The sequence below is a fragment of the Comamonas koreensis genome, assembly GCF_014076495.1.
Taxonomy (GTDB): Bacteria; Pseudomonadota; Gammaproteobacteria; order Burkholderiales; family Burkholderiaceae_C; genus Comamonas; species Comamonas squillarum.
In genome coordinates this window covers 3812713-3833801 of the sequence record NZ_CP043575.1, presented here as the reverse complement: position 1 = coordinate 3833801, position 21089 = coordinate 3812713, and the positions used below count along the sequence as shown (strand labels likewise).

Here is a 21089-nt window from a genome sequence, read left to right as displayed (position 1 = left end):
TAGCGATTGTTCAGACCAGCACCTGGAACAACTTCTTCAAGTAGGTGCTGGCACCATCTTCCATGAACAACACGTTGCGGCTTTCCAGATCGGCCTTTTTTGTCGGGTCGCCCACGTTGAGCAGGTCGGCAAACTTCGTTGGCGAGAGGACAAAGGCATTCAGGACGAGCGGCGCTTCGCCCGCCTTGGCCTGTCCCGCCAGCGTCGTTTCCAGAGTCTTCACTTCCTTGTACAGACCCAGCTTGGGGTGCGACAGGTCGAGATTGCGCAGACCCTTCGGATCGACGAAGGTCAGCCACTGCTTGCCGCTGGCATCGTCCACCAGCCACAGCAGGAAGTCCGGATAGAAGTTGCCCGCCAACGCAAAGCCCAGGCCTTTCTCTTCCCGATCCGCATTGCGCAGCAGGTACAGACTGCGCGGGCCAATCGCTTCCTTGCCTTCGCTGGAGTTGTAGAACGCCTCCAGATCGCGGACAAAGTCCCATTCGCTCGGCGCGTCAAACGCCAACGGACGCAGCTTCAGCGGCACCGCATCCTTGTCCTCCAATGCCAGCAGCGGGTAGTACAAGTGGCGGTCGAAGCTGATGGCGACCATGTGTGGTGCGTTCCATTTGCTGGCCTCGCCGATCTTGCCGTCCGCCACCAGCTTCTTCAGCACTTCCAGCTTCGCCTGATATTCCAGACCGTCGTCGCTGTTCTCGATCTCGAACTGGTACAGCTTGAGCATCGACCCGTGATCTTCATCGATGTGGGTGATGTCGTAGAACTGGCCTTCGTAGCCCGTCTTCAGGGCCTTGTAGAAGCGGTCGGTGTAGTCCGTCAGCAGTCGAAGCAGGATGTCTTCCTGCTTGCGGATGTCGGCGAAGGTCGTCACGTTCAGTTCCGCCGCCGGGATGAACAGCGTGTACCAATCCTGCGTGCCCGCACAGAAGTCAATCAGCTTCTGCTGTTCCAACCGCAGGTTGCTCCAGCTGCGCTGCAACTTGTAATCCTGCAACGCCAGATAGATGCGATCCCAATTGAAAGCCGGGAACAGCGTCTGATTCAGCTTGCCCTTGTTGCGGGCTTCCGTCGTGGGGATTGTGCCCTTGTCCTTGCTGGACAGCGCTTCGACACGCGGGTACAGGTCGAGTACCACATGGGGGGGCTTGATCTTGCCCTGGAACTGCGTGGGTATTTCGTACAGCCACGGAAAGTGTGTGCGCTTGAACCCAAGTTTCTGGTTGTCCTTGTAGCCATCCTTCAGCGCCAAGGTCTTGAGTTTGCCTTTGGGCAGGTTGGCCCGCGTTGGGAAGTCCAGCTCCAGCACTTCATCGCTGGGCGTGATGCCTTCCTCCCGCAGGTACTCTTTGAACGCGGCCATGTAGCTGGCGCGCACGCCGAAGATGTTCAGCGCCTCCAGCTTGTCCAGATGCACGCCCTTGGGTCGGTCCTGCGGCAGGGTGCGCTTGAGCGAGAATCCCTTGCCCTTGAGGCGCACCCCGCGTCCGAACAACTGGATGATCTGCGAGCCTTCACCCTGGCCCATGTTCAGCAGACCCATCGTGGACACGCGCCAACTGCTCCAGCCTTCCGTGAATTTGCGCGAGCCGATCAGCACGTTGAGGTGGCTGTCCTTGTTGTTCAGCGTGCCGAACAGCGCGCCGCCGAAGTCGTCGCGTTCGCTATCGAAGGCCTCCACGTCCTCCGCCATCCCGAAGAAGCCCGCATCGTCGCCGATGTTGATGAGGCCGAAGGGCTCTGCATCGCCCACGCGCAACGCCAGCTCACCCTTGCTGCTCTTGATGTTGACCAGTTTCAATCTCTGGCGGGCCGAGGCATTGAACACGCGCAGCAGGATGTCGGCGTACAGATCATCCACGCGACCGCCGAAGCCCATCAGGGGCGTGAAACGCCCGCTGAAGATGTTATTGCCCTTGGCGTCCAAAATCTGCGCCTTGTCCGCAATCAGGTCGGTCAGCCAGCTCTTGATCTGCGCTTCGCTGTTCAGGAAGTCGGCGAGGAAGTTCACCACTTCCAGGATGTCCGACTCCTCGCCTGACACCGTGTTGCCAACGAAAACCCAGAGTGGCTTCTCGATGTTGAAGTCGGCGAGTTTGTCGCGGTGCATGCTCCACAGCCATAGCTGCTGGTAGTAGGCCAACAGGCAGGCGGTGAAATACTTGCGCGCGTTGTCTGCTTGCTCGTAGGCATCGCCATTCATGTTGAGGATCAGCGACTCTTTGCCGTAGCCGTCCTCATAGAAGAACTTGTACGAGTAATCGAAGAGGATGCACTTGGCGTAAATCTCGCGCGTAGCGGTGATGCGAGCGCGGCGCTTGTCCTCGGCGGTCAGCGCGAGTTGCGCCTTTTGTCCGTCGTCCAGACTGCGCAGGCTGGTGGTGTTGAACAGCATCTTGGCGCGCTTCTTCTGGATGTCTTCTTCCGCTGCCGCCACGGTCATGCCCTTGGCCACCGCCTGCCCGAAGGTGGCCGAGTACTCGAAGGCAAAACCACCACGGACCAGCGCCTCGCGTCGCGCCATCCAGGCGCCTGCTGCTGTGCCCGTACCACGATGGCCTTCGTCCACCAGTACTAGGTTATTGCCTTCGAAGGCCTCTACGGCGACAGTCTTATCGCCCATTTGGTCGCCGAGCTTGTTGATGTCAATGACCTCAATGGCACCACGGTAGCTCATGGAAAGCGACTTATTGAACAGCTGCCCCGTAAAGCCTGAAAGCTGTAGCTCGTCCAAGTGCTGCAAGCTCAAGCCCTCGTTGGGCGTGAGCAAAATAATCTTGTCTGGAAGCTGATCGATGTGTCCCGCTTGAAAGTAGTGCAGGTATTGGCGGACGTTGACGTGCAGCAGCAGCGTCTTGCCGCTGCCGGTGGCATTCCAGAAGGCGATCTTGTTCAGGTCGTCCGCTTCGAAATCGCGGAAAGGTTCTGCGCCCGCCTCGGTGCGGTAGCGCGCCATTTCCTCGTTCAGCCCGTCGAGCAGGTCTTGGCGGTGGTTGAAATACCAGTCCAGATACAGTTCGGTGAACAGCAGCGAGAGATACTGGAAGTACTTCATCTGCAGCTCATGGCCCTCCATCTTGTTGCGCTGGGCGGTGATGGCCTGCCAGTGGGCAACGATGTTCAAGTCGTAGCGCCGCAGGTCTGCCTCAGGCACCTTGTTGGGATCGAACAATCCTCGCGTTAGCTCGTGGAAGAACTTGGTCTGGCCGTCCTCGTCGCTGCCCTCGAGGCGGTCATCGCCCAGGCGCATCTTTAGTGCCGCCAGTGTGCCGCCCTGAAAAAAACCCAGCACCCAGCGGTTGAGCACCAGTTCCTGATGGAAGCTGCGCTTCTTGCCACCACTACGAGCGGTCGCAGTGCCGCCAGCAGCGGCAGTCGTCTTGCGTGGCCGTGCCATCAGATGTCCTCCACGGAGAACATGCGCTCCAGAAACTCCGGCTCGATCTGGCGCAGCTTGAGCACGCGGGTGACACCGCCTTCCTCGGCGGTTTGCGTCAGCACGGTGGGGATGTTGTGGTCGCCGTTGATGTAAACCACGTCGAACTCGTTGTCCGCCGGGTTGATGGCCAGTTTGTCGCAGAGCTTGCTGATGCCTTCGTAGTCCAGAACATCACAGTCGCGCCACAGCACGAGGCAGGTTTCACCACTGGGCAGCGTGCCGGTGACCGTGACGAAGCCGCGCTGCGGCTGGGCGTCGATGTGCTTGACCCGCAGGCCGATCAGGAAATTGAAGGTCTCGACCAGATCGATCTTGCGCGGCTCGAACGCGCCCGCCGAGTCCACGGCCACGTTGAGGGTGTAGTCGAAGGGCTTCTTGAAATCCTCTACCGACAGTAGCGAGCCACGGCTTTCCACGTCTAGCAGGTAGTTGAGCAGGTAGTCCTCCTTGGCCTGCTGCGGCAGGGTGTTCAGCAGATCGCCCTGCGCGGACGTACGGCGCAGTTGCAGGTTGTTCAGGGTGTCTTCGTAGCTTTCGAGCTTAATGACCTTGAAGCAATTGGAAAAACCAGATTTTGGTTCTGTCGGCTTACCATCTTTCCACTTCGAAGAATAAGTGGCCTTGATTGCTCGCGATTTCGTTACCGCATCAAAGTACTCTCCTTGTTCGATGAGGATAAATTTAACATCGTAGTCTTTTCCAGCCATTTTGGCGGTTCGTCGCAATTCGATAGCAGCATGAGCCGTAGTTCCGCTTCCACCAAAGTAGTCGAGTACGATGCCGTAAGGTGCTGTGCATCCAATTTTTATGCTGTCAATAACCGCATTTAAAGCTTTTGGAAAATCGAATGGCACATTCGACTCGAACATATCTCGCAGTAATCTGGTTCCATTGTCTCGGGCTGAGTAATCAGGTTTGTCCCACCAGGTTCTTGGGAGCAAACCCTCTTGATTTAGATACTTGCGCCCGTAAACTTCAAGGCGTGTATCGTCCTTGGTCCACTTAGCCATAAGAGTATTCGAATCTTTTCTTGCTCTTTCAAGCCCCCAGCGCCAAACCTTTTCCGTGCCGCTTCCATCAACCGGATAAACGATCAGTTCAGTAGATTCAGGCTGATCCAAAATGTCATACGCAGTAATTTCGTCGATCCACCTAAGTTCAGGAATCCTTAGCGACAAGGTATTTTTGTTTACATAGATTGGATAAAACTGCTTTGGCCGACTGGCCCTATCTGATCCTGCGCTGCTTTTTCTAAAGTTCTCCCACTCGTATGGTCCAACTTCATCTATGAGGTCGTATCTTCCTTTTTGCTCATCGTTATGCTCTAGCCTCCCGACACTAGATCTTTCCGCGTTGGCACCATGAAAAATTGCGAATTCATGGTTCACAGAAAATCCCTTAACAGTTGATCTTCCGGATGGATTGTTTCTGATTACAGCTGTTGCCAGGAAATTTTCTGATCCGAACTCAATATCCAAAAGTTGCCTCACGGCCGAGTGTTCGTAGTCATCAATTGTCAATATATGAACACCCTCTTCTCGAAGAAGACTCTTGCCAGCAGGCAAGCGAGAAGAAATCAAAGAAAGCCAACTTGAGTCCCTGTAGCCATTTTTATATTCAATTACGGTTGCATCTGTGTTGTATGGGGGGTCGATATAAATGCAGTTAACTTCGCTCTTGTACTTCGTTTGAAGAAGAGAGAGCCCTTGAAAGTTGTCGCCGTGTACGAGAATGCCATTTGTTGTTTCGTCTATATCGGCCACTTGATTCAGCAAACGGGCTGTGAAATCGGTCAAAAACAGACTCGTATCCACCATTCGATACGGTGCACCCTTCAAGTCATCCACCGTGCCGGCCCCATCGCCATCCCAAACGCCCAGCTGTTTCCACCGCGCCCACTGCTGCTCGTTCGCCGCCACCTCCTCCCATAGCGCTTCCGGCACCCGATCCAACGTGATGCAGTAGTGGCTGGAAACCACGAACTTCTTCTTAAGCCACAGCATTTTTTGGAAGTCCTCCAACTGGGCCAAGAAAGTGATCAGCTCCAGCGCGATGCCGCGCAAGCACTGGATCATCCGAAGGTTCTTCTCGATGTCCGCGAACGCGCTCGCGTTCTGCACATCATCTAGATGTATGACTTCGTTCTTGATGTAGAAGTCCAGCTCACGCCGCAGGAAACCACCCAGATCCTTGTGGATGAAGTAGTCCGCCGTGTTCTTGGTGGTGTAGTCGTTCAGGTGTTTTTCCAGCAGGGTGCGCTGCGGGTTTTTCTCTGTAGGTGCGCGCTGGCCCAGGGCCAGCCAGCGGGCCTTGACGACTGCGTCCGCCAGCACGACCTCTACGGCCTTGGTGACCAGCACCTCCTGCTTGGTGCCTTTGGGCTGGGCAGCGTACTCGAAGCGGATGATCAGCTCCTGGTCGCCGTCACTGCCTGAAACTTCCGCCACTGGCACCAGCTCTTCTTCGACCTCGTCGCCGTTTTCATCCACGCGGGTAACGGTCTTGGCCGCTACCAGGGCAAATCGACGTTCCTTGTCGTTGTCCTTGCGGTTGTCTTTGGCGGTGTCGGCGGCGGCGAGGCGGAAATGCACCGTGCGGCCATCTTCCAACTTGAAGCTGTAGTTGCTGAAGTTCTCGCCGCTCTTCGTGTAGTACTGATCCTTGTTGGCCCAGTGCAGCATCACCTCTTCGCCCGCGTACGGGATGGCGTAGGTATCGCCCTTGTAGCGGCGCTGGCTAATAAAGTCGCCATTTTGGTAATACCGCGAGAAAAAGGTCAGCAGATGGGAGAACACAGCATTTTCGTGTTCGTTATTGCCTGCTGCTGTCTCCTGCAGCTTTGTGCGCAGTTCCAGCACCTTGGGCACGGCTTCGGGGCTGACGCCCAAGGCTTGGGCCTTCTTCTCGGCTTCCTGCAACTCGACTTGCAGTTGCTTGTTACTTTCGGTAGAGCCTGCAGAGAGCGCTTGTTGGACCTTCTCCGCCAGCCGGTTTTGCAAGTAGTCATTGATCTCGCCCGCGCGGGCGTTGAGGATGCGGTAGATACCGAAATCCAGTTCTGGACGATCTATCTGAAAGATCTCGCGCAACTTGGCGACGAGCTCCTGGAATTTCGGATTGTTTTTGTTAGTCATGATTTGCACCGATCTCGGGATTTCTGATTCTTTAAAGGATTTGTGTTTCAGATCAACTGCCAGCGCACGCTAAACAGGGTCTCGCTACTCGTTTTTTCTTGCAGGCGCTGCTGAAGCGATGCAATCAATTCGTCGCGCTTGGCGATGATCTCGTCCTCGACGGCAAAGATTTCCTGCCGCAGACGGCGTTGTTTGCGTTCCAGCTCAGACAGTTCGCGCTGGATGCCGTCTTGCTCCTGCAACGTGACAGCCTTGCGAGCGTCGCGCTTCAATTGTGCGATGCGTGCCTTCGTGTTCTTCAGGGCTTCCTCTGCGGCCAGCAGCTTGTCATCAGCCCAGCGCTCCAGCTTGTCCCGTTCTTCATTGAATAGGCGCTGGTTAGCTTCCAGCACCTGAGCAATGGTGGCGGCGACCGCGCGCTGGCTATTGGCTATCAGTACCTCGGGCGCGGCAGTGCTCAAAGGCGTTGGTTTGTCTGCTGCTGGAATGGCCATCAGCTTTTCGCAGGTCTCCTGATCCAACACCTGGCCATCGTCGGTGAGGCCGGAGAACAGCAGCGTCTCGGAGGTCTCGAATGCGCTGACCTCCAGCCGAGCCAGCGTCAGCCAGCCGGATAGGCCGCGCAGTCTCTCGATGACTGAGACGCGTGCGCCATGTTTGCTGTAGTCGAGCTTCAAGGTGGCGACGGGCGTTGCCGCATTCAGGCTGGTATCAATGCTCCACTCCCCCAGCGGGTGGCTGAGGCGGTAGGCGTGCGCCAGCATGTCCGGCTGCGCCGCACCACGAATGAGCTGATAGCGACCTGTGGCGATCCCAGTTGGCGGCGTGCTCAGAGAAAACGCGTAGGACTGCTCGTCGAAGCGCGCGCGGCCGTCCAATGCAAAGCAGGTGACACCCCAGAACCAGCGCCCCAGCTTGTCGAGCCGCGCTTCGGCGTCTTGAAGACGCAGTTTGAGGCGGTCGTGAACATCCTCGTCAAAATTTTCCAGCAGTTGTGACTGTGTGTCTTTGATTCGGTCGGCAATGGCTTCTTCCAGCTCTGTTTGGAGTGCATTGAAAGCGGCTTCGATCTGCTCGGGTTGACGACAGGTATCGTAAATCTGGAGGATGCGTTTCTCAAAATCGAGGCCACCTTCGATGCGGCCCAGCACTTCATCGCTTGCGCCAAACACCCCCGAGAACAGGTTAAATTTCTCGGTGAGCAGTTCCAGCACGCGCTGATCGGCCTGGTTGCGGGTGTTGAGAAAGTTGATGACCACCACATCAAAACGCTGACCGTAACGGTGGCAGCGGCCAATGCGCTGCTCGACACGCTGCGGGTTCCATGGCAAGTCGTAGTTGATGATTAGCGCGCAGAACTGCAGGTTGACGCCTTCGGCTGCCGCTTCGGTGGCAATCATGATTTCCGCACCGGTGCCGTCATCCTTGCGGAAGTGGTCGATCAGCGCGGTGCGGCGATCCACCTGCGGCGAGCCGGTGACGCGATCCGTGCCTTTGTACTCTTCGAGCCAGCGCTGGTAGATGACGGTGGAGTCTTCATGGTTGTTGGTGCCGCTGAACAGCACCAACTTGCCTGCGTGGCCGTTGGCGGAGAGAAAGCGGTGCAGGTACTCCTGCGTGCGCTTGGACTCTGTGAAGATGATAGCTTTGCGTGGTGCGCGCAGCTCGGTCATCTTGCCGAAACCTAGGTTGAGCGCCTTGAGTAACGCCTGCGCCTTGGTGTCGGTTTTCAGGGCTTGGGCGGCATCGACGAATGCGGTCAGCTCCGCGATCTCTGTGGTGATGGCGGCGCGGACGGCATGGGCATCTTTTGCAGCGCCCGGTTTACCTTCTTCGGCTGGCGCAAGCGTCGGGCCTTCGGCGTTTTCTTCTGCCTCGCTGGCTTCCTCTTCCAGGTAGTCCTGCTCCAGGTCGTCCTCGGCAATGAGTTTTTCGACCAGTTGGCTGCCATCGTCTTCCGCTTTGTCTGCTGTGAGCAATCCCTGCAGGCGCTCGCGGATGGAGACCAAGGTGGCAGCGACGGCGTGCGAACTGGAGGCCAGTAGCTTGCGCAAGATCAGTGCTGTGAGGTGGCGCTGCTGCTTGGGCAGGGCGTAGGAGTCTTCCTTTTGCAGAAAGGCCGAGATGCGCTCGTACAGCGCCTGCTCGTCGTCAGTGGGGTTGAATGGCTGGGTGAGCGCCTTGCGCTCGGTGTACTTGATGTACTCCAACACGTCGCGGCGCAGTGTTCGTTTGGCAAAACTGGCAAGACGCGCGCGCAGTTCGTCTAAACCCGTTCCACTGTTCATGAACTGCTTGCGGAAGGCGGTTTCGTCGCCGAACATGTGCTCGTCGATCAGCGTGGACAGGCCGTACAGCTCCATCAGCGAGTTCTGCAGCGGCGTGGCGGTGAGCAGCAGCTTCTTGCGGCCTTGCAACGCACGCTTGAGCGCCTGCCCCGTGCGGTTGCTGGCGCGGTGAGCATTGCGCAGCTTGTGCGCTTCGTCGATGACCACTACATCCCAAGGCACGGCCCGCAGCTCGGCTTCCAGCTTGGCGGCAAACTGGTAGGACATGATGACGACCGCCTTGCCAACCTGCCGTTGTAGGGTGGCGAGCATGTCGCCAGCGGACTGCTTGCGCAGAGAAACGGCATCCACCACGGTGGTGGGCACAGCGAACTTGTCGTGCAGCTCCTGCGCCCATTGCTTGCGCAGGCTAGCCGGGCATATGACCAGCAGCCGACGACGGCGCTCGGCCCAGTACTGGCAAACCACCAGCGCGGCCTCAATGGTTTTGCCCAACCCCACCTCGTCAGCCAGCAGCACGCCTTCTTGCAACGGGTTCCGAAGTGCGAACAGAGCCGCCTCGATCTGATGCGGGTTCAGATCTACGCTGGCATCGAACAGCGATTGGGAGAGGCGATCAACGCCATCGGCGGCATGTCGCCGCGTCAGCTCTTGGGCGTAGTACTTTGCGTGGTAGGCGGAGATCAATCGGTGTTCTCCGCCTTCTTCGACTGGTCGGCTATCCAGCCGTCGATATCTGTCGCCCGGAAGCGCCATGTACCGCCGACCTTGAAAGCAGGTATTTGCTTGGCAGCTGCGAGTCGGTAGATCGTGCGCTCCGTCACCTTCAGGAACTCGGCGACTTCCTTGATCGTCAGGATTTCGCTTTCGCTGGTGTTGTTGAACATGGAGAGGGCGGTCAAATGATTGTTGGAAGACTGCAGGATAGTGCAAAATTTTCCAATTCTTGACAAAAAACGATTGAATTTCGAAAGGTTGTGCCTTCGACTTGACTGAGAAAGGCCAGAGCTGGCTTCTACATCTAACCAGTGCTCGGATTTGAGCTAACTGTAGGACGGTGAGATTGCGTCTTCCCTGCAGGCTCAGTTTGGTAGCAAAAATGCATCTCTTCGCCCACTCGATCGACCAAATATTGTGAATGCTTCACGCTGTGTGCAGCAGTTAATAAGAGGATTCACAGAGGAGGTTCCGATGACCCAGCCGATTCCCGTTCATGTCGGTGATCAATCGTTTTCTAGCATCAACCAGGCCCGGCTTTGTTTTACTGGCATATTGCATCGCTACCCAGTTGGTGCCACTCTGATCGAGGAAGATCGTCAGCATGTGCTGCAACTGCTCTCCGCTCAGCAAGCTGGATACATAGCTCCCATACGGGAAGTGCAGGTTGTGCGAGCCCAGTTCGGTCGCAGTTGCTTTGAGCTGAGCTGGTCGAAAAATAACCGGCAGAAGATTTCCATCATGAAATCGATCAAGCAGAAGGTACTAGAAGAGTCGTAAGCCCGCTTGAAGGAATGCGAGAAAGCACGAGCAGCCAACCATTCAGGGAACTATCTTATGGACCATGAACTGCTCCTTTGGGGGGAGTTCATGGCCATATGTCATCTGGTTTGAAGGCCGATGAACTCGCTTACTGCACGCTGCCGTCTGATTGCGGTGGCTTTAGCAACGTCCAGACATCCACCCCCAGAGCTTGGGCAAGCCGCTCCATGTTGGAGAGCGACACATTCCAGCGCGACCGCTCCACAGCAGACACATAGGTTCTGTCGAGCTCGCACTCCAGCGCCAAGCGCTCCTGCGACCAACCCTTTTCCACACGTTTGAGACGTACCCAGTACGCCAAGACATCACGCAGATTGTCTGGATCGGGCAACTGGGTAGGGGGCTGAGGCTTGGCTGACACCTCATCAGGATGCATTTCTGATACATTTGTATCTACGGAGTTTGCTTCACATATGGGTGATCACATGGTCTCGTTCATTGCCAATTTGATTCTGTGCGTGCTGTTCGCGATCTTCTTTATGTATCTGTTTGGCTGGTGGTTGATACCGGCCTTGGCCGTATGGGGCTTGATAGTCTTGGCCGAGGGAGGCAAGCGCTGAAGGAGGACTGTGCGACGGGGCGCAGGCCCACTAAGGACAGTGTGTTCTGGATCTTAAGAGGGAGCCTTTGAGATGACGATTGGGAAGGTGATTGGTGGATACCTGTTGGTAGGTCTCCTGTGTGTGCCACTTGTGTACTGGAACAGTGCCAATGGCTATCGATCCGGTGGGACGGCGCGTAATGTAGGGCAGGCATTGTCGGGAGGCCTGCTTTTCTGGCCCTCGTATGTGTTCTCCATCGAACCAGAGATTGATGGAGACTCTGTAGAGGACTTTGGAAATTCATTTCTAGAAGTTCTGGAATACCGCAACAGCAAATGGTTCGCAGGAAGTAGTGACAGCGGACGCAGAAGCGAGAACCGCCGCATGATGGAAAAGTCCTTGGCGGCATGCGTGCTGTCATTCGATACCGACAAACGCATCATTGATGAAAAGGGTGCTTGGGGCAGTGTGCAAAGCGGCACAGAACCGTACTTCAAAGCGTTGGAGAAGAAGGTCATGGATCACTTCGACGATGAAGACTTTGCCGGCTTCGTCGCAAAGGGCTTGGAATGCGTCAAGAAGCTATGAGACGAATCATGAGCACTACCCAGATCGCATTGGACATGAATATCTACAAAATCCGATCCATTGGACTGCTCGCTGTACTGGCAATAAGCACATTGGTTCTGACGGGTTGCAGCTCGGCAGAAGACAAGGTCTACAAGGCCTTCAGGTGCGCAAAGGTAGCCAGTCTTCTTGGAAAAGATGCCGCCGCCAAAAGAGCCATGGCAACGGTGACGATTGAGATGGAAAAGCTGAGCACATCCACTGGCCCGACCTATCTTGGAATACGCATGAACGAGAGGTTCCAGGACGACGTTCCGCTATACCGCTATGGGCCCAGGGCACAGGCAGAGATACTGACTAAGGCGTTTGAGAGCAGTGAGTGTCAGAAGTACTACAAGTGACCTCACACGCGAAAGACAAGCAGTGGATGAATAACCCACTGCTTTTTTCTTGTCCGCTTGATCTCACTGCACGGCTAAACCCTGCTGCACCCAAAGCAATGGTAGTGATTGCCAAACTCCTTAGAGTTCACTTTGCACAGATAACTGACGCGCTTGAAAGCCTCATTGAACGACGCATCATTACCACGAATGATCTCGTAGCATGGGTTTTCAGGAATGTGAATAAGCCCCTGTAAATCCTCTGGAAATGCGTGCAAAGCGCTTCCCCATGCTTGATGGATGCGGGAGTACATATTGTTGTTTGATAAATTAAATTTACCAATGAATGAATACGCAGCAGCATTGAGCAGCAGCGCCACATGAAAGTGAACGCGCCCTTGAGTACTTAACTCTCTGCACCAGATATAGCGCAATTCCGTGTGGTGAACACGATTTCCAAGCTTTATGCTTTGATCTTGAGAGTATGCGATTTTTGCTTTGAGTGAAGAGAAGAATCGATAAATCAACCTATTGTCCGTCAATGCTTCTGGTGTGCACACCTCAGGTACGTGCAGATCAAACCGAATGAGGCATACGCGACCATAGTCGTCTAGTGCTTTGGTAAAACACGTATGAGTTCTATTTAGGTAATTCTGAATGAGTGGGCCATGCTTTGATTGAGTGTCATAGCCGCGATAGCTATGTTGGTTACACGGGTGAAAATTACTGTTGAATAAAAATTGATTCATGAAGTATGTCCTTTGTGGATTAGACATACACTTCACTTTAGGATTAATATTTTAATTTTTAAAATTAAAGTAATTAAAAGTACCTTTTGTTAATTAATAATGAGTTGGATATTGAGGAATTCTGATCAATGTATGTTTATAAGTTCTTCTATTAATAATACTTAAACATACAAACCCTTCAGGTTGGGATTGATGACTTTCCTCTGAAATCACGAGAAATTGCCTTTGTTTTTTGATGTTAAAGGCAATTTTCCGAGATTTTTAAATAAATTTCCACTCTGTAAAATAATTAAGAAGTTATCCTGTTCCTGGATTCAATTTTATCAAGAATCCATGCATCAATCTCACTCTCCAGCCAGCCAACTGCACGCAATCCTAAAGGGATTTGCTGAGGAAAATTCCCATTGCTGATGAGCATATATAAGGTGGTTTTACCAAGACCCGTTCGATTGAGAACTTCTTTCAGTTTTAGAATGCGCATGATGAACTCCAAGGTTGATTCATTGGATTCATTAATGACGCGATAAATTGATTTTTTATTAGCACTGACTCAAGCCAGAGAATCGAAATACCGTTGTACGGTGAGGCGTTGCCTGTTACGTCTATTTCGTTTTAAGGGCGGCCACGCTGCTAACGCTCGTAAGTCGATGCCATGAGGTTTGCTGATCGTTCTGCACTCGACCTGGGAACTAGCGACGGAAGGCTTGAGTTGCCACGAAGGTGACACGCTCAAAGAATGCCTATATGATGTCTAGATGGCGGCTAGAAAGTTGCTTGATTTCATCTTGAAAATACCTACGTATAAATGCCAATTTACAAAGCACCAAACCCTAATCAAAATTTGATCGATCAATTTGATAAAATTTTTGAAGGATGTTCAATAGATGAAAGAGGATTTAGGTATCTTGCCGCAGCACTTCGATTAGGGGCTGACTCGCGATTTCGTATGCAGTCTTCATTTAAAATTGACGTAATGCAGGTGTTGAGTTCCAATGCAGGGTGGACTGAGGCAATAGTAAGGGATTTCAAGAGATATACTCTTTCAAAAAGGTTGCATGAGTCTAACTTTGGTTTTATTGGTGAATCTAAGTTTGAGGAGTTTATTTGCAACTCGTACATTGATGAAATTTTTGTTTCTGATTTTGCAAATCAACTTCCTGGTAATAGATTTTCATTCAATGAGAAATTTTCTGGGTTAAGGTTGATATTTGGGAATATCGGTTTTTCAATTCGGGAAAAAATAATATTTCTTTTTGACGCTTGGGATGTTGCACCATCTGCGAAAGAGATTGAGCTTAGACGATTGGAAGTTCGTGTTTTTGAGGCGCAGCAGTTGACGCAAAGATGTAGTTGGTTTGATGGTAAACCTGATAGACTATTGGCTGCCTATGACCATTTGAAGAATGCAAGCGCGGGGTGCAGTAGATTTTCTGATTCTGATGAAATAAGAATTTATTTTTATAAAAATAGCAGAGAAAATCCAGAGAAAGTGGATTTGAGTATAAAAAAAATACAAATGCTGTTTAATAATAGAAATTCAAGGGCGACAAAGGCAACTAAGCAAGTGAATTTTTCGTTGTCTGAAAAATCTATAAAAAACATTAAAAAACTATCAATGGAACAAGGAGAGAATAGATCAAAAATAGTCGATGCTGTTTTTGGAAATGATGATTTGGTGCGCTACATGGCAGAGTACTTAAAAAGAAATGGCGGGTATCGCCAGGGCTGGCTCCCTGCGGGGAGCTCTGGAGTCTGATGGTGACGCTGGCGGAACTTGGGGGCGGCGCATGCGATGCATAGATCTGGCTGAGGCTGGACATCGGCGAGGGGTGTAAGCGTTGCAGTTCACTTTCCGTTTCTCTCTTCAAGGGAGTCTTTCCATCCCATTGCCTTCTTGTTGAGCCCTGACTAATTTGTTGTGACGCCCTCGCCGTACAGATTTTTGTGGGGCTCGCATGATGTGGCATTTCCTTTTCTATCCCATCGATAGGACCAGCGGCGTCAGCTGACTCTGATTTGCCCCATCGGAGTAACTTGGTAGCACTCAAAAAGTGGGGGTACAGGAGGGGGTATAAGGCACAAGAAAAATTCTTGAAATCTAAGGTTTTGTAGTATAGAAGGCAGGATTCAATTGACGCCAGCCCATACAAGCCAAAAAGGCGCTCACTGGTTTTTCAGTGGGCGCTTTTTTTATGCAAAGCAGAGTCCGCTATTTTGGGGTGTCTGTTGTTCGCAGGGCACGGTGGGCTTGAGCGCATTCGTGACGAAAAAGCCTGTAAAGGCCGTGTAAACATGGCATAGTTGCGCTTTGTCGCCAGCGGCATCCCATGGTTGATGGATCGGTGGGCCCTCCTGTTTGCCATTGACGCGTGCATCCGCTTTGTCATTGGTGCCAGCGGCGCGTTCATTGCGCCTCACCTGCCATCGGCATGGTGGTCCCAGCCCGCTTTTTTTGATGATGCGTAGGGCGACGGATCCCGGAAAGCGTATAGCGTGTGCTGCAGTCGATCCACGCAATCGGGCTGAGCCAAGGTTCAGCAGGTCCGTGGTGTTGTAAAAACTACGCCAATCGAGGACGACCGCCATGGGGCGAACGATAAGCATTTATGAAATACACCATTGGACACTACCTGGAGGTGGCAGGCGGCGCAGAGGGGCGCAGGGATAATTTTCTGCTGATACGCCTGGTGGCAGCAACCCTCGTCATCTACGGGCATGGCTTTGCCCTTGCGGCATTGGGCAGCGCTCAGCGCGATTTTTTTACCCAGTACCTGAACTACCGCTATTCAGGCGATGTCGCGGTAGCGGTATTTTTTCTGATCAGCGGTTTTCTGGTCGCCGGCAGCTTGGACAGAAGCAAGTCCATCGTGCGGTTCGCCCTGGCGCGTGCTGTTCGCTTGTTTCCTGGCTTATGGGTCTGCGTACTTGTCTGTGCGCTCGTGCTGGGCCCCCTTGTCACCGTGCAATCGCAGGCCGATTATTGGTCATCTCCGCTGACGTGGACGTATGTGTGGTCCAACGCATCCCTGGCGGAAATACAGTGGCTGCTCCCCGGAGTTTTTGAGGGGAACCGTTACAGCCCCGCTGTCAATGGCTCGCTTTGGACTTTGCCCATTGAAGGGACTATGTACCTCTATATGGGGGTGCTGGGGGTCTTGGGTATTTTTTCCTGGCGCTGGCTGACGAGCGCGTTGATTGCGGGATTTGCTATCTGGACCTACCAGTCCGCACAGCTCCAATCTGTTCCCTTGCAGGAAGCCGCCCGGCTGGCCTTGTTTTTTGCTTGTGGCGCGCTGTTCTACATTCACAAAACTCGTATTCCACTGCACCTCTCCATCGTGGCGCTATTGGCACTGGTGGCCTGGGTATGCCGGCACACGGTTCACTATGAGTGGGTTTTTTCCGTCGCGCTTGTCTATTTCATATTCTGGCTGGCATATGTTCCACGCCTGCCTTCACCGCCCTGGATGTTGGATATCTCCTATGGCACCTACTTGTATGGCTGGCCGATACAGCAGTTGATCGCCAAGTTCTACCCTGCCGCTACGCCGCTGCAGATGACGGCGGTGGCCATCCCCCTGACCTGGATAGTGGCACTGGTGTCGTGGAAGCTTGTCGAGGAGCCCGCATTGGCGCTGTTCAAGACATGGAGCAAGAAGGAGTTCTCGCTGGGATTCAGGCGCAAATCGATCTCTAGTGTTTCTTGAAACGGACGCGGCAACGCGGATACTAAAAACCGCGGGAGGAACTGCACCTCTGAAGGTGGACACCAGTTCAAGCCATGGGGTTTTTTCCAAGGCGAAATAAGATGAGAGCGCCAAACTGGGAACACGCAAGCCGAGGTTCCTATGGTTTGGCAGGTTTGGGGGCATCGTTCAACTGTCTAAAGGGCTACAAGACAGCATTCACAACGACAACCTCATCCGTTTGAAGCTCAAACTAAAAGGCCTGGGTCCGATAGAGTACCGAACCCAGGCCTCGAGCCTTTAAGATTCAACTGTCCAACTTCTTGGAGGCAGTTGAAAAGTGGGGTCTGAGAGCGCTGTCGCTTATTCCACTTGTGCTGCCACGCTTTCGATGGCCAGGCGCAGTTGGTCTGGGCTTACCACAGCTGCTGCAGCTTCTTCACTCGACTCGGATTTCAGGAAAATCCCTGTGCCGGTGTCTGTGCGGTTTGCCAAACGGCGCATGGCGGCAATCGACGTAGCCTGGCCAAGGCTATTGAGCAAATTGCCTTCTCCGTCATTCACGCTATAGATGAATTGGTAGCCGCGCAGAACTTTACCTGCCGAGTTCACCTTGACACAGAGTACGGTTCCGGCGGCATTACCGGTGACTTGGTGTTCGCAGCCAAAGCTGCCATCTGAGCTGGCCATGAGGCCATTGCCATACTGCGTCGCTGGTTGCGCCTTTTCGAGCCTGAAAAAGTCTGCCGTTGGCGTCAGTGAATTGAGGGGACTGAACAGCCATATGCCTTTGAGGCCTTGGGGATCATTGCCGTAAGCAAAGTTAAAACGCGAAATCTCTTTCTCTGCCTCGCCAGGAAGCGTTATGTAGCCTTTGGTACCCGAGACAAAGCGCATCGACACAGTGCCTGCACTGCCATCTTCCTTGCCGGACAGCTCGCCGCTACCGAGATAACGACCGCCACGGTATTTGTTGAGGGGTGCTGCGTAATTGTCATTGGCCAAGGTGCCGCTGGTCATATAGAACGTAGCGTTACCACTGGCATCGTATGCATACATTTGCATGACCAAGGTATTGTCCTGCACATCAATCGCCAAGCCACGGCCTGGCTTGCCATTGACTTCGCTGGTCACAATCCAGGTGCCTGTCTGAGGCGCAAACGCCTGTGCCAAACCGGTGCCGAGCAAGGCGCCAACCAATGCAATTTTCTTGAAAATCATCATATCCCCGTTGTTAATCTTTACATTCTATCAACCTATCCTTACATATTGCTTGCCTGAATGTCAGGGACTGTCTTGAGGCACCCGTGGAGGCTTACTCGCAGGCTGGGCTGGGTAAAGGATCAGTGCAGAACGCTTGGTATCCGGGGAATAAGGGACGATCCTATATCAGGATGCGCAGCGGCGATACAGCAAGGCCCATGCAGCCAATAGCATGCTGAGTCCGGCCAGGCTCCATTGGTTCAGCGTCGGAACGCTGGTGGGTGCAGCAGGTGGAGCGATATAAGGTACCCCAACGAGCTGGCCACTGAAGAACGCGCGCAAGCCGGGGCCATTGGTGGAGCAGGCTGCATTGCCGCAGGTGGTGGACATGCCAAACGCCAGCTCGACGGTACCCGGTGTATTGGAGAGGGGTGCCGACGGTTCAATGTCGAGGTAGGTCACATTGGTCAAGTCGCTCTGGTTGCTGGAGGCGACAAAGATAAGCTCCGGCAGGGCGTTGATGCAGTGGGGCGTGACACATTTGCTGCGAAAGTCTGAGGCGCCTCCGACACTGCCTGCCGTGGTGCTCAGCTGCACGTTGCTGTAGGTGTCGCTGTCGGCGTCATAGACAAAAGAGCCGGTGGCCGCGCCGCCATCGTCAAAGGTCACGTCCTTCAAGGTCCACTGCAGCGGCGCGGCTTGGGCGGCGGCAGTGAACGCCAGAGAACTGAGCGCCAGCGCGGCGGATGCCAAAAGTTTGTTCATGGTGTCTCCCTCGGTGTAAAAGGAGACGAAATTAACAACATGTAACTTAAATAGCAATCCATATATTTGCTGGTTTTCAGAAAATTCTTTGTTTCGTTGTCTAAATCTCAGTTTATTGAGAAAAAGGCCATTCGCTAGCTGTCATCCCTCCCCAAGCACCTCTGTGCTTGTGCTTGTGGAGTAGCAGGTGCCCCCTCCGAAAATAAATGGATATGCAGCTAATTGTTGTCATGATTCATTTGATAAATAAATCAAGCCGCCTGAAGGCGGCCTTGGATCGGCTCAGCCTGTACGGCGGCGCAGGCGCTGCCTGCCCAGCAGTGCAAGCAGCGCTCCCAGGCCGATGGTGGCCCAGGGCACCAGCGCTGGCACAGCCTGTGGCGTGAGGGGCGGTGGTGGTGGAGGGGGCGGCACGACCACCGCTTGCACGGTAAAGCTGCCCACGCTCGATTGAACGCCTGGCTGGTCGCTGAGGTGGGCAATGACCTCGTAGTGGCCGGGCGCCAGGCCAGCCGGCCAAGTCAGTGAATATGCGCCACCACTGCCGATGACGGTGGTGGTCTGGCTGGTGCTAAATGGTGCTAAATCCATCAGGGCCGGAGAGTTGCAAGGTGATGGTGGTGCCCGGAGGCAAGGGCGTGGATGCGCTGCCGCCTGGTGCCGCCGACGTTGCGATGCCGCTCAAGTCCTGCGTCTGCGCGGTGGTGATGCGCGGTGCCTGCACGGCCAGCGTCACGGCCAGGGTTTGCAGAATGCAGGCAGGCTCGGTGGCGCCGCCCACGACCCATATTGGATCTCTTCAGCCAGGAGCTCCTTGCAAAACACCTTGGTTTTGTCTAAACATCGACTTCGGGAGTTCTCCGTGACTGCGCCCTGCTGCGTAAGAAATTCTGTAGCGCCGCTTGCCATGAGGCGCACAAAAAAGGGAGCTAGGCTCCCTTTTGGACGCGGTGGTCTGGATGGCCGGTGCCTAGCCCTGGTGCCGCTTGCGTGCAAAGAGCGCGCCTGCAGCTGCCAGCAGCATGCCCATCAAAGCCAGTGCCCATGCGCTCAAAGTAGGCACACGCTTGGCATCGCCGACATCGATAGGCAGGTCGTCGTCGTTGACTTGCACGCTGGCCTGGCTGTCGGGCCCGAGCGTATAACCGGGCCCGGCCAACAGCTGTAACAACGCGCTGACGCTGCCATCGCCTATGACGGTATTGGGCGTTGCGGTGATCGTGCAGTTGCTCTGCGTCGCCCCTGCTGCGACGAGCACGGGAGAGGTGCAACTGCTGGTGTAGCGGCTGCTGCCGGGTGGCGGGCTGAGGCTGATGCTGCTACCGCCGGCGGGTGCGGGCGCGCTCAGATTGATGATGCAGGTAGAGACCTGGCCTGCAGCGTCCACCAAGCTGCTGGGTGTGCAGCTGAGGTTGACCACGGGCGTAATGGGGATGTCAACGTCGTCGTTGCGGATGCGGACCTCGGCCCCTGACGGGGTGCCCAGCACATAGTCATCTGTTGCGGCAGGTGTGGCCAACGCCAGCGCTGCGGTCACATCGCCATCACCGGGCGTGGTGTTGGGCGTGGCGGTGATCGAGCAACTGGCCGTTGTCTGCCCGGCTGCTACCACGATGGAGCTGCCGCAGCTGCTGGTGTAGCGTGGGTTGGCTGCTGGTGGGGTCAGAGCAATGGCCATGCCGCCCGCCGGCGCAGCCTGGTCCAAGGTGACTGTGCAGTTGGAGATATTGCCCGCCGCATCGACCAGCGCATCGGGGGTGCAGACCAGGGTCGCGGTCAGCTTGGGCAGGCAGGCGGCGGCATCGCCACTGGTGGCGCCTGCGGTGCTCTGGCTGGGTCCTACGGTGCCTGCAGGGATGCTCATGATGCGTGTGCCCAGGCCATAAAAGGCCAGCTTGTCAGTTGCATTGGGCAGCCGTGCTGCTGCACCATACGGGCTGTTGAACGGGGCTGGTGATACAGCTGCCAACGTCTCAACGGCACCGGAAGACAGGTTGAATCGGTAACTCACCGATGTTCCCGTGATCACATTCCCCGTCGTTGCGATGCCATAGGCCCATTGCCCGCTGGCGTCAATCGCAAAGTCGCCCGATTGCGCGCCGGGAATATTGCTGGCCAGGTTCAAGGTGCCCACATAGAGCGGCGGGGTCTGCGTCACATCGATCTTGAAGACGCGGTTGAGTGCGCCGCCGGTCTGGAAGTTCGCCAGGTACATGATGCCGGTGACCGGGTCAATATCGGCGGCGTTGAAATTGGGCCCCAGGCGCAGGTCAATCGCACCGCTGACCAAGGTGCTGGGATCGGTGGGGTCGGTCTGGTAGGTTCCCAGTCCGCTCACGATGCCCAGGTTGTCCACGCCATTGCGGCCATAGCGCAGCATCTCGTAATAACGAGTATGGCTGCGCCATCCACCGCCCGCTGCACTGCCCCAACCCGCTGCCGGGCTGGTATCCCAGTTGTTGTCCCCGTCGACGGCGCGCATCGTATAGATATAGCCATCCTTGCCCATGCCGCCGGCGACGGAGGCGCCCGCCGGCAATGGCGGATTGGGCGGCGTCAGTCCAATTTCGCGCGCGGACACGGTGGGCGCTGCGGCACCACTCCAGATGGGAGCAATGGCAACCGCGCCGGTGGCGGGGGCGGTCGCCAGATCCAGGATCGCCGTGGGCGGTGTTCCGGTGGCGGCCGGGCCGGTGTAGCGGGTCAGATAGAACGATTGCCCGCTGGCATCGCAGCGCGGAAGCGGAGCGCCCGATGCTGCCATGGCCACCGGGGCCAGAGAGGCCGCAGCTATTGT

The 21089-nt window shown here is 55.0% G+C and carries 19 protein-coding genes; 6 read left to right on the top strand and 13 right to left on the bottom strand.

Going from position 1 to position 21089, the window contains the following annotated elements; genetic code table 11:
• Positions 1 to 10 precede the first annotated feature (10 nt).
• Genes F0Q04_RS17350 through mads1 form a run of 4 tightly spaced genes read right to left on the bottom strand, consistent with a single transcriptional unit; the run spans position 11 to position 9748 of the window.
• Positions 11 to 3397: a DEAD/DEAH box helicase family protein gene (locus tag F0Q04_RS17350; RefSeq protein ID WP_182342466.1), complete on the bottom strand. Its 3387-nt coding sequence runs from the start codon at positions 3395 to 3397 to the stop codon at positions 11 to 13.
• Positions 3397 to 6573, bottom strand: a complete 3177-nt coding sequence (locus F0Q04_RS17345) for a site-specific DNA-methyltransferase (protein ID WP_182342463.1) — start codon at positions 6571 to 6573, stop codon at positions 3397 to 3399. Before F0Q04_RS17345 ends, F0Q04_RS17350 begins: the two co-directional genes overlap by 1 nt.
• Positions 6574 to 6620: 47 nt before the next feature.
• Entirely contained in the window at positions 6621 to 9548 is a 2928-nt protein-coding gene (locus F0Q04_RS17340) for an SNF2-related protein (protein ID WP_182342460.1), read from the bottom strand.
• A complete protein-coding gene (mads1, locus tag F0Q04_RS17335; RefSeq protein WP_182342458.1) occupies positions 9545 to 9748 on the bottom strand; it encodes a methylation-associated defense system helix-turn-helix domain-containing protein MAD1 in 204 nt (67 codons plus the stop codon). Before mads1 ends, F0Q04_RS17340 begins: the two co-directional genes overlap by 4 nt.
• Positions 9749 to 10052: 304 nt before the next feature.
• Here mads1 and F0Q04_RS17330 point away from each other — a divergent pair, with 304 nt between their 5' ends.
• Entirely contained in the window at positions 10053 to 10358 is a 306-nt protein-coding gene (locus tag F0Q04_RS17330; RefSeq protein WP_182342455.1) for a hypothetical protein, read from the top strand.
• Between the two features lie 130 nt (positions 10359 to 10488).
• Here the strand turns inward: F0Q04_RS17330 and F0Q04_RS17325 are convergent, their stop codons facing one another.
• Positions 10489 to 10776: a helix-turn-helix domain-containing protein gene (locus F0Q04_RS17325; protein WP_182342452.1), complete on the bottom strand. Its 288-nt coding sequence runs from the start codon at positions 10774 to 10776 to the stop codon at positions 10489 to 10491.
• A 256-nt stretch (positions 10777 to 11032) separates the two neighbouring features.
• Here F0Q04_RS17325 and F0Q04_RS17320 point away from each other — a divergent pair, with 256 nt between their 5' ends.
• Together F0Q04_RS17320 and F0Q04_RS17315 are read left to right on the top strand one after the other, a co-directional pair.
• Entirely contained in the window at positions 11033 to 11530 is a 498-nt protein-coding gene (locus F0Q04_RS17320) for a hypothetical protein (RefSeq protein WP_182342451.1), read from the top strand.
• A gap of 8 nt (positions 11531 to 11538) precedes the next feature.
• On the top strand, positions 11539 to 11910 hold the full coding sequence (locus F0Q04_RS17315; protein ID WP_182342448.1) for a hypothetical protein: 372 nt from the start codon (positions 11539 to 11541) through the stop codon (positions 11908 to 11910).
• 74 nt (positions 11911 to 11984) lie between these two features.
• Here F0Q04_RS17315 and F0Q04_RS17310 read toward each other — a convergent pair whose 3' ends face one another.
• Both F0Q04_RS17310 and F0Q04_RS17305 read right to left on the bottom strand, forming a co-directional pair.
• On the bottom strand, positions 11985 to 12638 hold the full coding sequence (locus tag F0Q04_RS17310; protein WP_182342445.1) for an inovirus Gp2 family protein: 654 nt from the start codon (positions 12636 to 12638) through the stop codon (positions 11985 to 11987).
• A gap of 289 nt (positions 12639 to 12927) precedes the next feature.
• Positions 12928 to 13119 carry a helix-turn-helix transcriptional regulator gene (locus tag F0Q04_RS17305; RefSeq protein WP_182342443.1) on the bottom strand — a complete coding sequence of 64 codons (192 nt, stop codon included), beginning with the start codon at positions 13117 to 13119 and terminating at the stop codon, positions 12928 to 12930.
• A 324-nt stretch (positions 13120 to 13443) separates the two neighbouring features.
• Here F0Q04_RS17305 and F0Q04_RS17300 point away from each other — a divergent pair, with 324 nt between their 5' ends.
• The gene (locus tag F0Q04_RS17300; protein WP_182342441.1) at positions 13444 to 14394 is read left to right on the top strand and encodes a hypothetical protein; all 951 of its coding nucleotides are present in this window, start codon (positions 13444 to 13446) and stop codon (positions 14392 to 14394) included.
• A 434-nt stretch (positions 14395 to 14828) separates the two neighbouring features.
• Here F0Q04_RS17300 and F0Q04_RS17295 read toward each other — a convergent pair whose 3' ends face one another.
• A complete protein-coding gene (locus F0Q04_RS17295; protein ID WP_182342439.1) occupies positions 14829 to 15242 on the bottom strand; it encodes a hypothetical protein in 414 nt (137 codons plus the stop codon).
• Between the two features lie 2 nt (positions 15243 to 15244).
• Here F0Q04_RS17295 and F0Q04_RS17290 point away from each other — a divergent pair, with 2 nt between their 5' ends.
• Both F0Q04_RS17290 and F0Q04_RS24260 read left to right on the top strand, forming a co-directional pair.
• Positions 15245 to 16345: an acyltransferase family protein gene (locus F0Q04_RS17290; protein ID WP_182342437.1), complete on the top strand. Its 1101-nt coding sequence runs from the start codon at positions 15245 to 15247 to the stop codon at positions 16343 to 16345.
• Positions 16346 to 16460: 115 nt separating this feature from the next.
• Complete coding sequence (locus F0Q04_RS24260; RefSeq protein ID WP_332839227.1) at positions 16461 to 16628, top strand: IS3 family transposase; 168 nt, start codon at positions 16461 to 16463, stop codon at positions 16626 to 16628.
• 59 nt (positions 16629 to 16687) lie between these two features.
• Here the strand turns inward: F0Q04_RS24260 and F0Q04_RS17285 are convergent, their stop codons facing one another.
• The 5 genes from F0Q04_RS17285 to F0Q04_RS17265 all read right to left on the bottom strand — a co-directional run bounded on the left by F0Q04_RS17285 (position 16688) and on the right by F0Q04_RS17265 (position 21056).
• Positions 16688 to 17548: a hypothetical protein gene (locus tag F0Q04_RS17285; RefSeq protein ID WP_232539385.1), complete on the bottom strand. Its 861-nt coding sequence runs from the start codon at positions 17546 to 17548 to the stop codon at positions 16688 to 16690.
• A 165-nt stretch (positions 17549 to 17713) separates the two neighbouring features.
• Positions 17714 to 18292: an IPTL-CTERM sorting domain-containing protein gene (locus F0Q04_RS17280; protein ID WP_182342435.1), complete on the bottom strand. Its 579-nt coding sequence runs from the start codon at positions 18290 to 18292 to the stop codon at positions 17714 to 17716.
• 282 nt (positions 18293 to 18574) lie between these two features.
• Positions 18575 to 18883 (bottom strand): hypothetical protein, encoded by a 309-nt coding sequence (locus F0Q04_RS17275; protein WP_116924332.1) that lies wholly within the window; start codon positions 18881 to 18883, stop codon positions 18575 to 18577.
• The gene (locus F0Q04_RS17270; protein WP_116924331.1) at positions 18864 to 19073 is read right to left on the bottom strand and encodes a hypothetical protein; all 210 of its coding nucleotides are present in this window, start codon (positions 19071 to 19073) and stop codon (positions 18864 to 18866) included. The genes F0Q04_RS17275 and F0Q04_RS17270 overlap by 20 nt, the downstream gene beginning before the upstream one ends.
• A gap of 189 nt (positions 19074 to 19262) precedes the next feature.
• On the bottom strand, positions 19263 to 21056 hold the full coding sequence (locus tag F0Q04_RS17265; RefSeq protein WP_182342433.1) for an IPTL-CTERM sorting domain-containing protein: 1794 nt from the start codon (positions 21054 to 21056) through the stop codon (positions 19263 to 19265).
• Between the last annotated feature and the right edge of the window lie 33 nt (positions 21057 to 21089).

What these genes read in the sequence shown, in the direction of transcription:
- F0Q04_RS17350 (WP_182342466.1), bottom strand. Translation starts at nt 3,397, where the DNA reads ATGGCACGGCCACGCAAGACGACTGCCGCTGCTGGCGGCACTGCGACC.
- F0Q04_RS17345 (WP_182342463.1), bottom strand. Translation starts at nt 6,573, where the DNA reads ATGACTAACAAAAACAATCCGAAATTCCAGGAGCTCGTCGCCAAGTTG.
- mads1 (WP_182342458.1), bottom strand. Translation starts at nt 9,748, where the DNA reads ATGTTCAACAACACCAGCGAAAGCGAAATCCTGACGATCAAGGAAGTC.
- F0Q04_RS17330 (WP_182342455.1), top strand. Translation starts at nt 10,053, where the DNA reads ATGACCCAGCCGATTCCCGTTCATGTCGGTGATCAATCGTTTTCTAGC.
- F0Q04_RS17325 (WP_182342452.1), bottom strand. Translation starts at nt 10,776, where the DNA reads ATGCATCCTGATGAGGTGTCAGCCAAGCCTCAGCCCCCTACCCAGTTG.
- F0Q04_RS17320 (WP_182342451.1), top strand. Translation starts at nt 11,033, where the DNA reads ATGACGATTGGGAAGGTGATTGGTGGATACCTGTTGGTAGGTCTCCTG.
- F0Q04_RS17315 (WP_182342448.1), top strand. Translation starts at nt 11,539, where the DNA reads ATGAGCACTACCCAGATCGCATTGGACATGAATATCTACAAAATCCGA.
- F0Q04_RS17310 (WP_182342445.1), bottom strand. Translation starts at nt 12,638, where the DNA reads ATGAATCAATTTTTATTCAACAGTAATTTTCACCCGTGTAACCAACAT.
- F0Q04_RS17305 (WP_182342443.1), bottom strand. Translation starts at nt 13,119, where the DNA reads ATGCGCATTCTAAAACTGAAAGAAGTTCTCAATCGAACGGGTCTTGGT.
- F0Q04_RS17300 (WP_182342441.1), top strand. Translation starts at nt 13,444, where the DNA reads ATGCCAATTTACAAAGCACCAAACCCTAATCAAAATTTGATCGATCAA.
- F0Q04_RS17295 (WP_182342439.1), bottom strand. Translation starts at nt 15,242, where the DNA reads ATGCTTATCGTTCGCCCCATGGCGGTCGTCCTCGATTGGCGTAGTTTT.
- F0Q04_RS17290 (WP_182342437.1), top strand. Translation starts at nt 15,245, where the DNA reads ATGAAATACACCATTGGACACTACCTGGAGGTGGCAGGCGGCGCAGAG.
- F0Q04_RS17285 (WP_232539385.1), bottom strand. Translation starts at nt 17,548, where the DNA reads ATGATGATTTTCAAGAAAATTGCATTGGTTGGCGCCTTGCTCGGCACC.
- F0Q04_RS17280 (WP_182342435.1), bottom strand. Translation starts at nt 18,292, where the DNA reads ATGAACAAACTTTTGGCATCCGCCGCGCTGGCGCTCAGTTCTCTGGCG.
- F0Q04_RS17275 (WP_116924332.1), bottom strand. Translation starts at nt 18,883, where the DNA reads ATGGATTTAGCACCATTTAGCACCAGCCAGACCACCACCGTCATCGGC.
- F0Q04_RS17265 (WP_182342433.1), bottom strand. Translation starts at nt 21,056, where the DNA reads ATGGCAGCATCGGGCGCTCCGCTTCCGCGCTGCGATGCCAGCGGGCAA.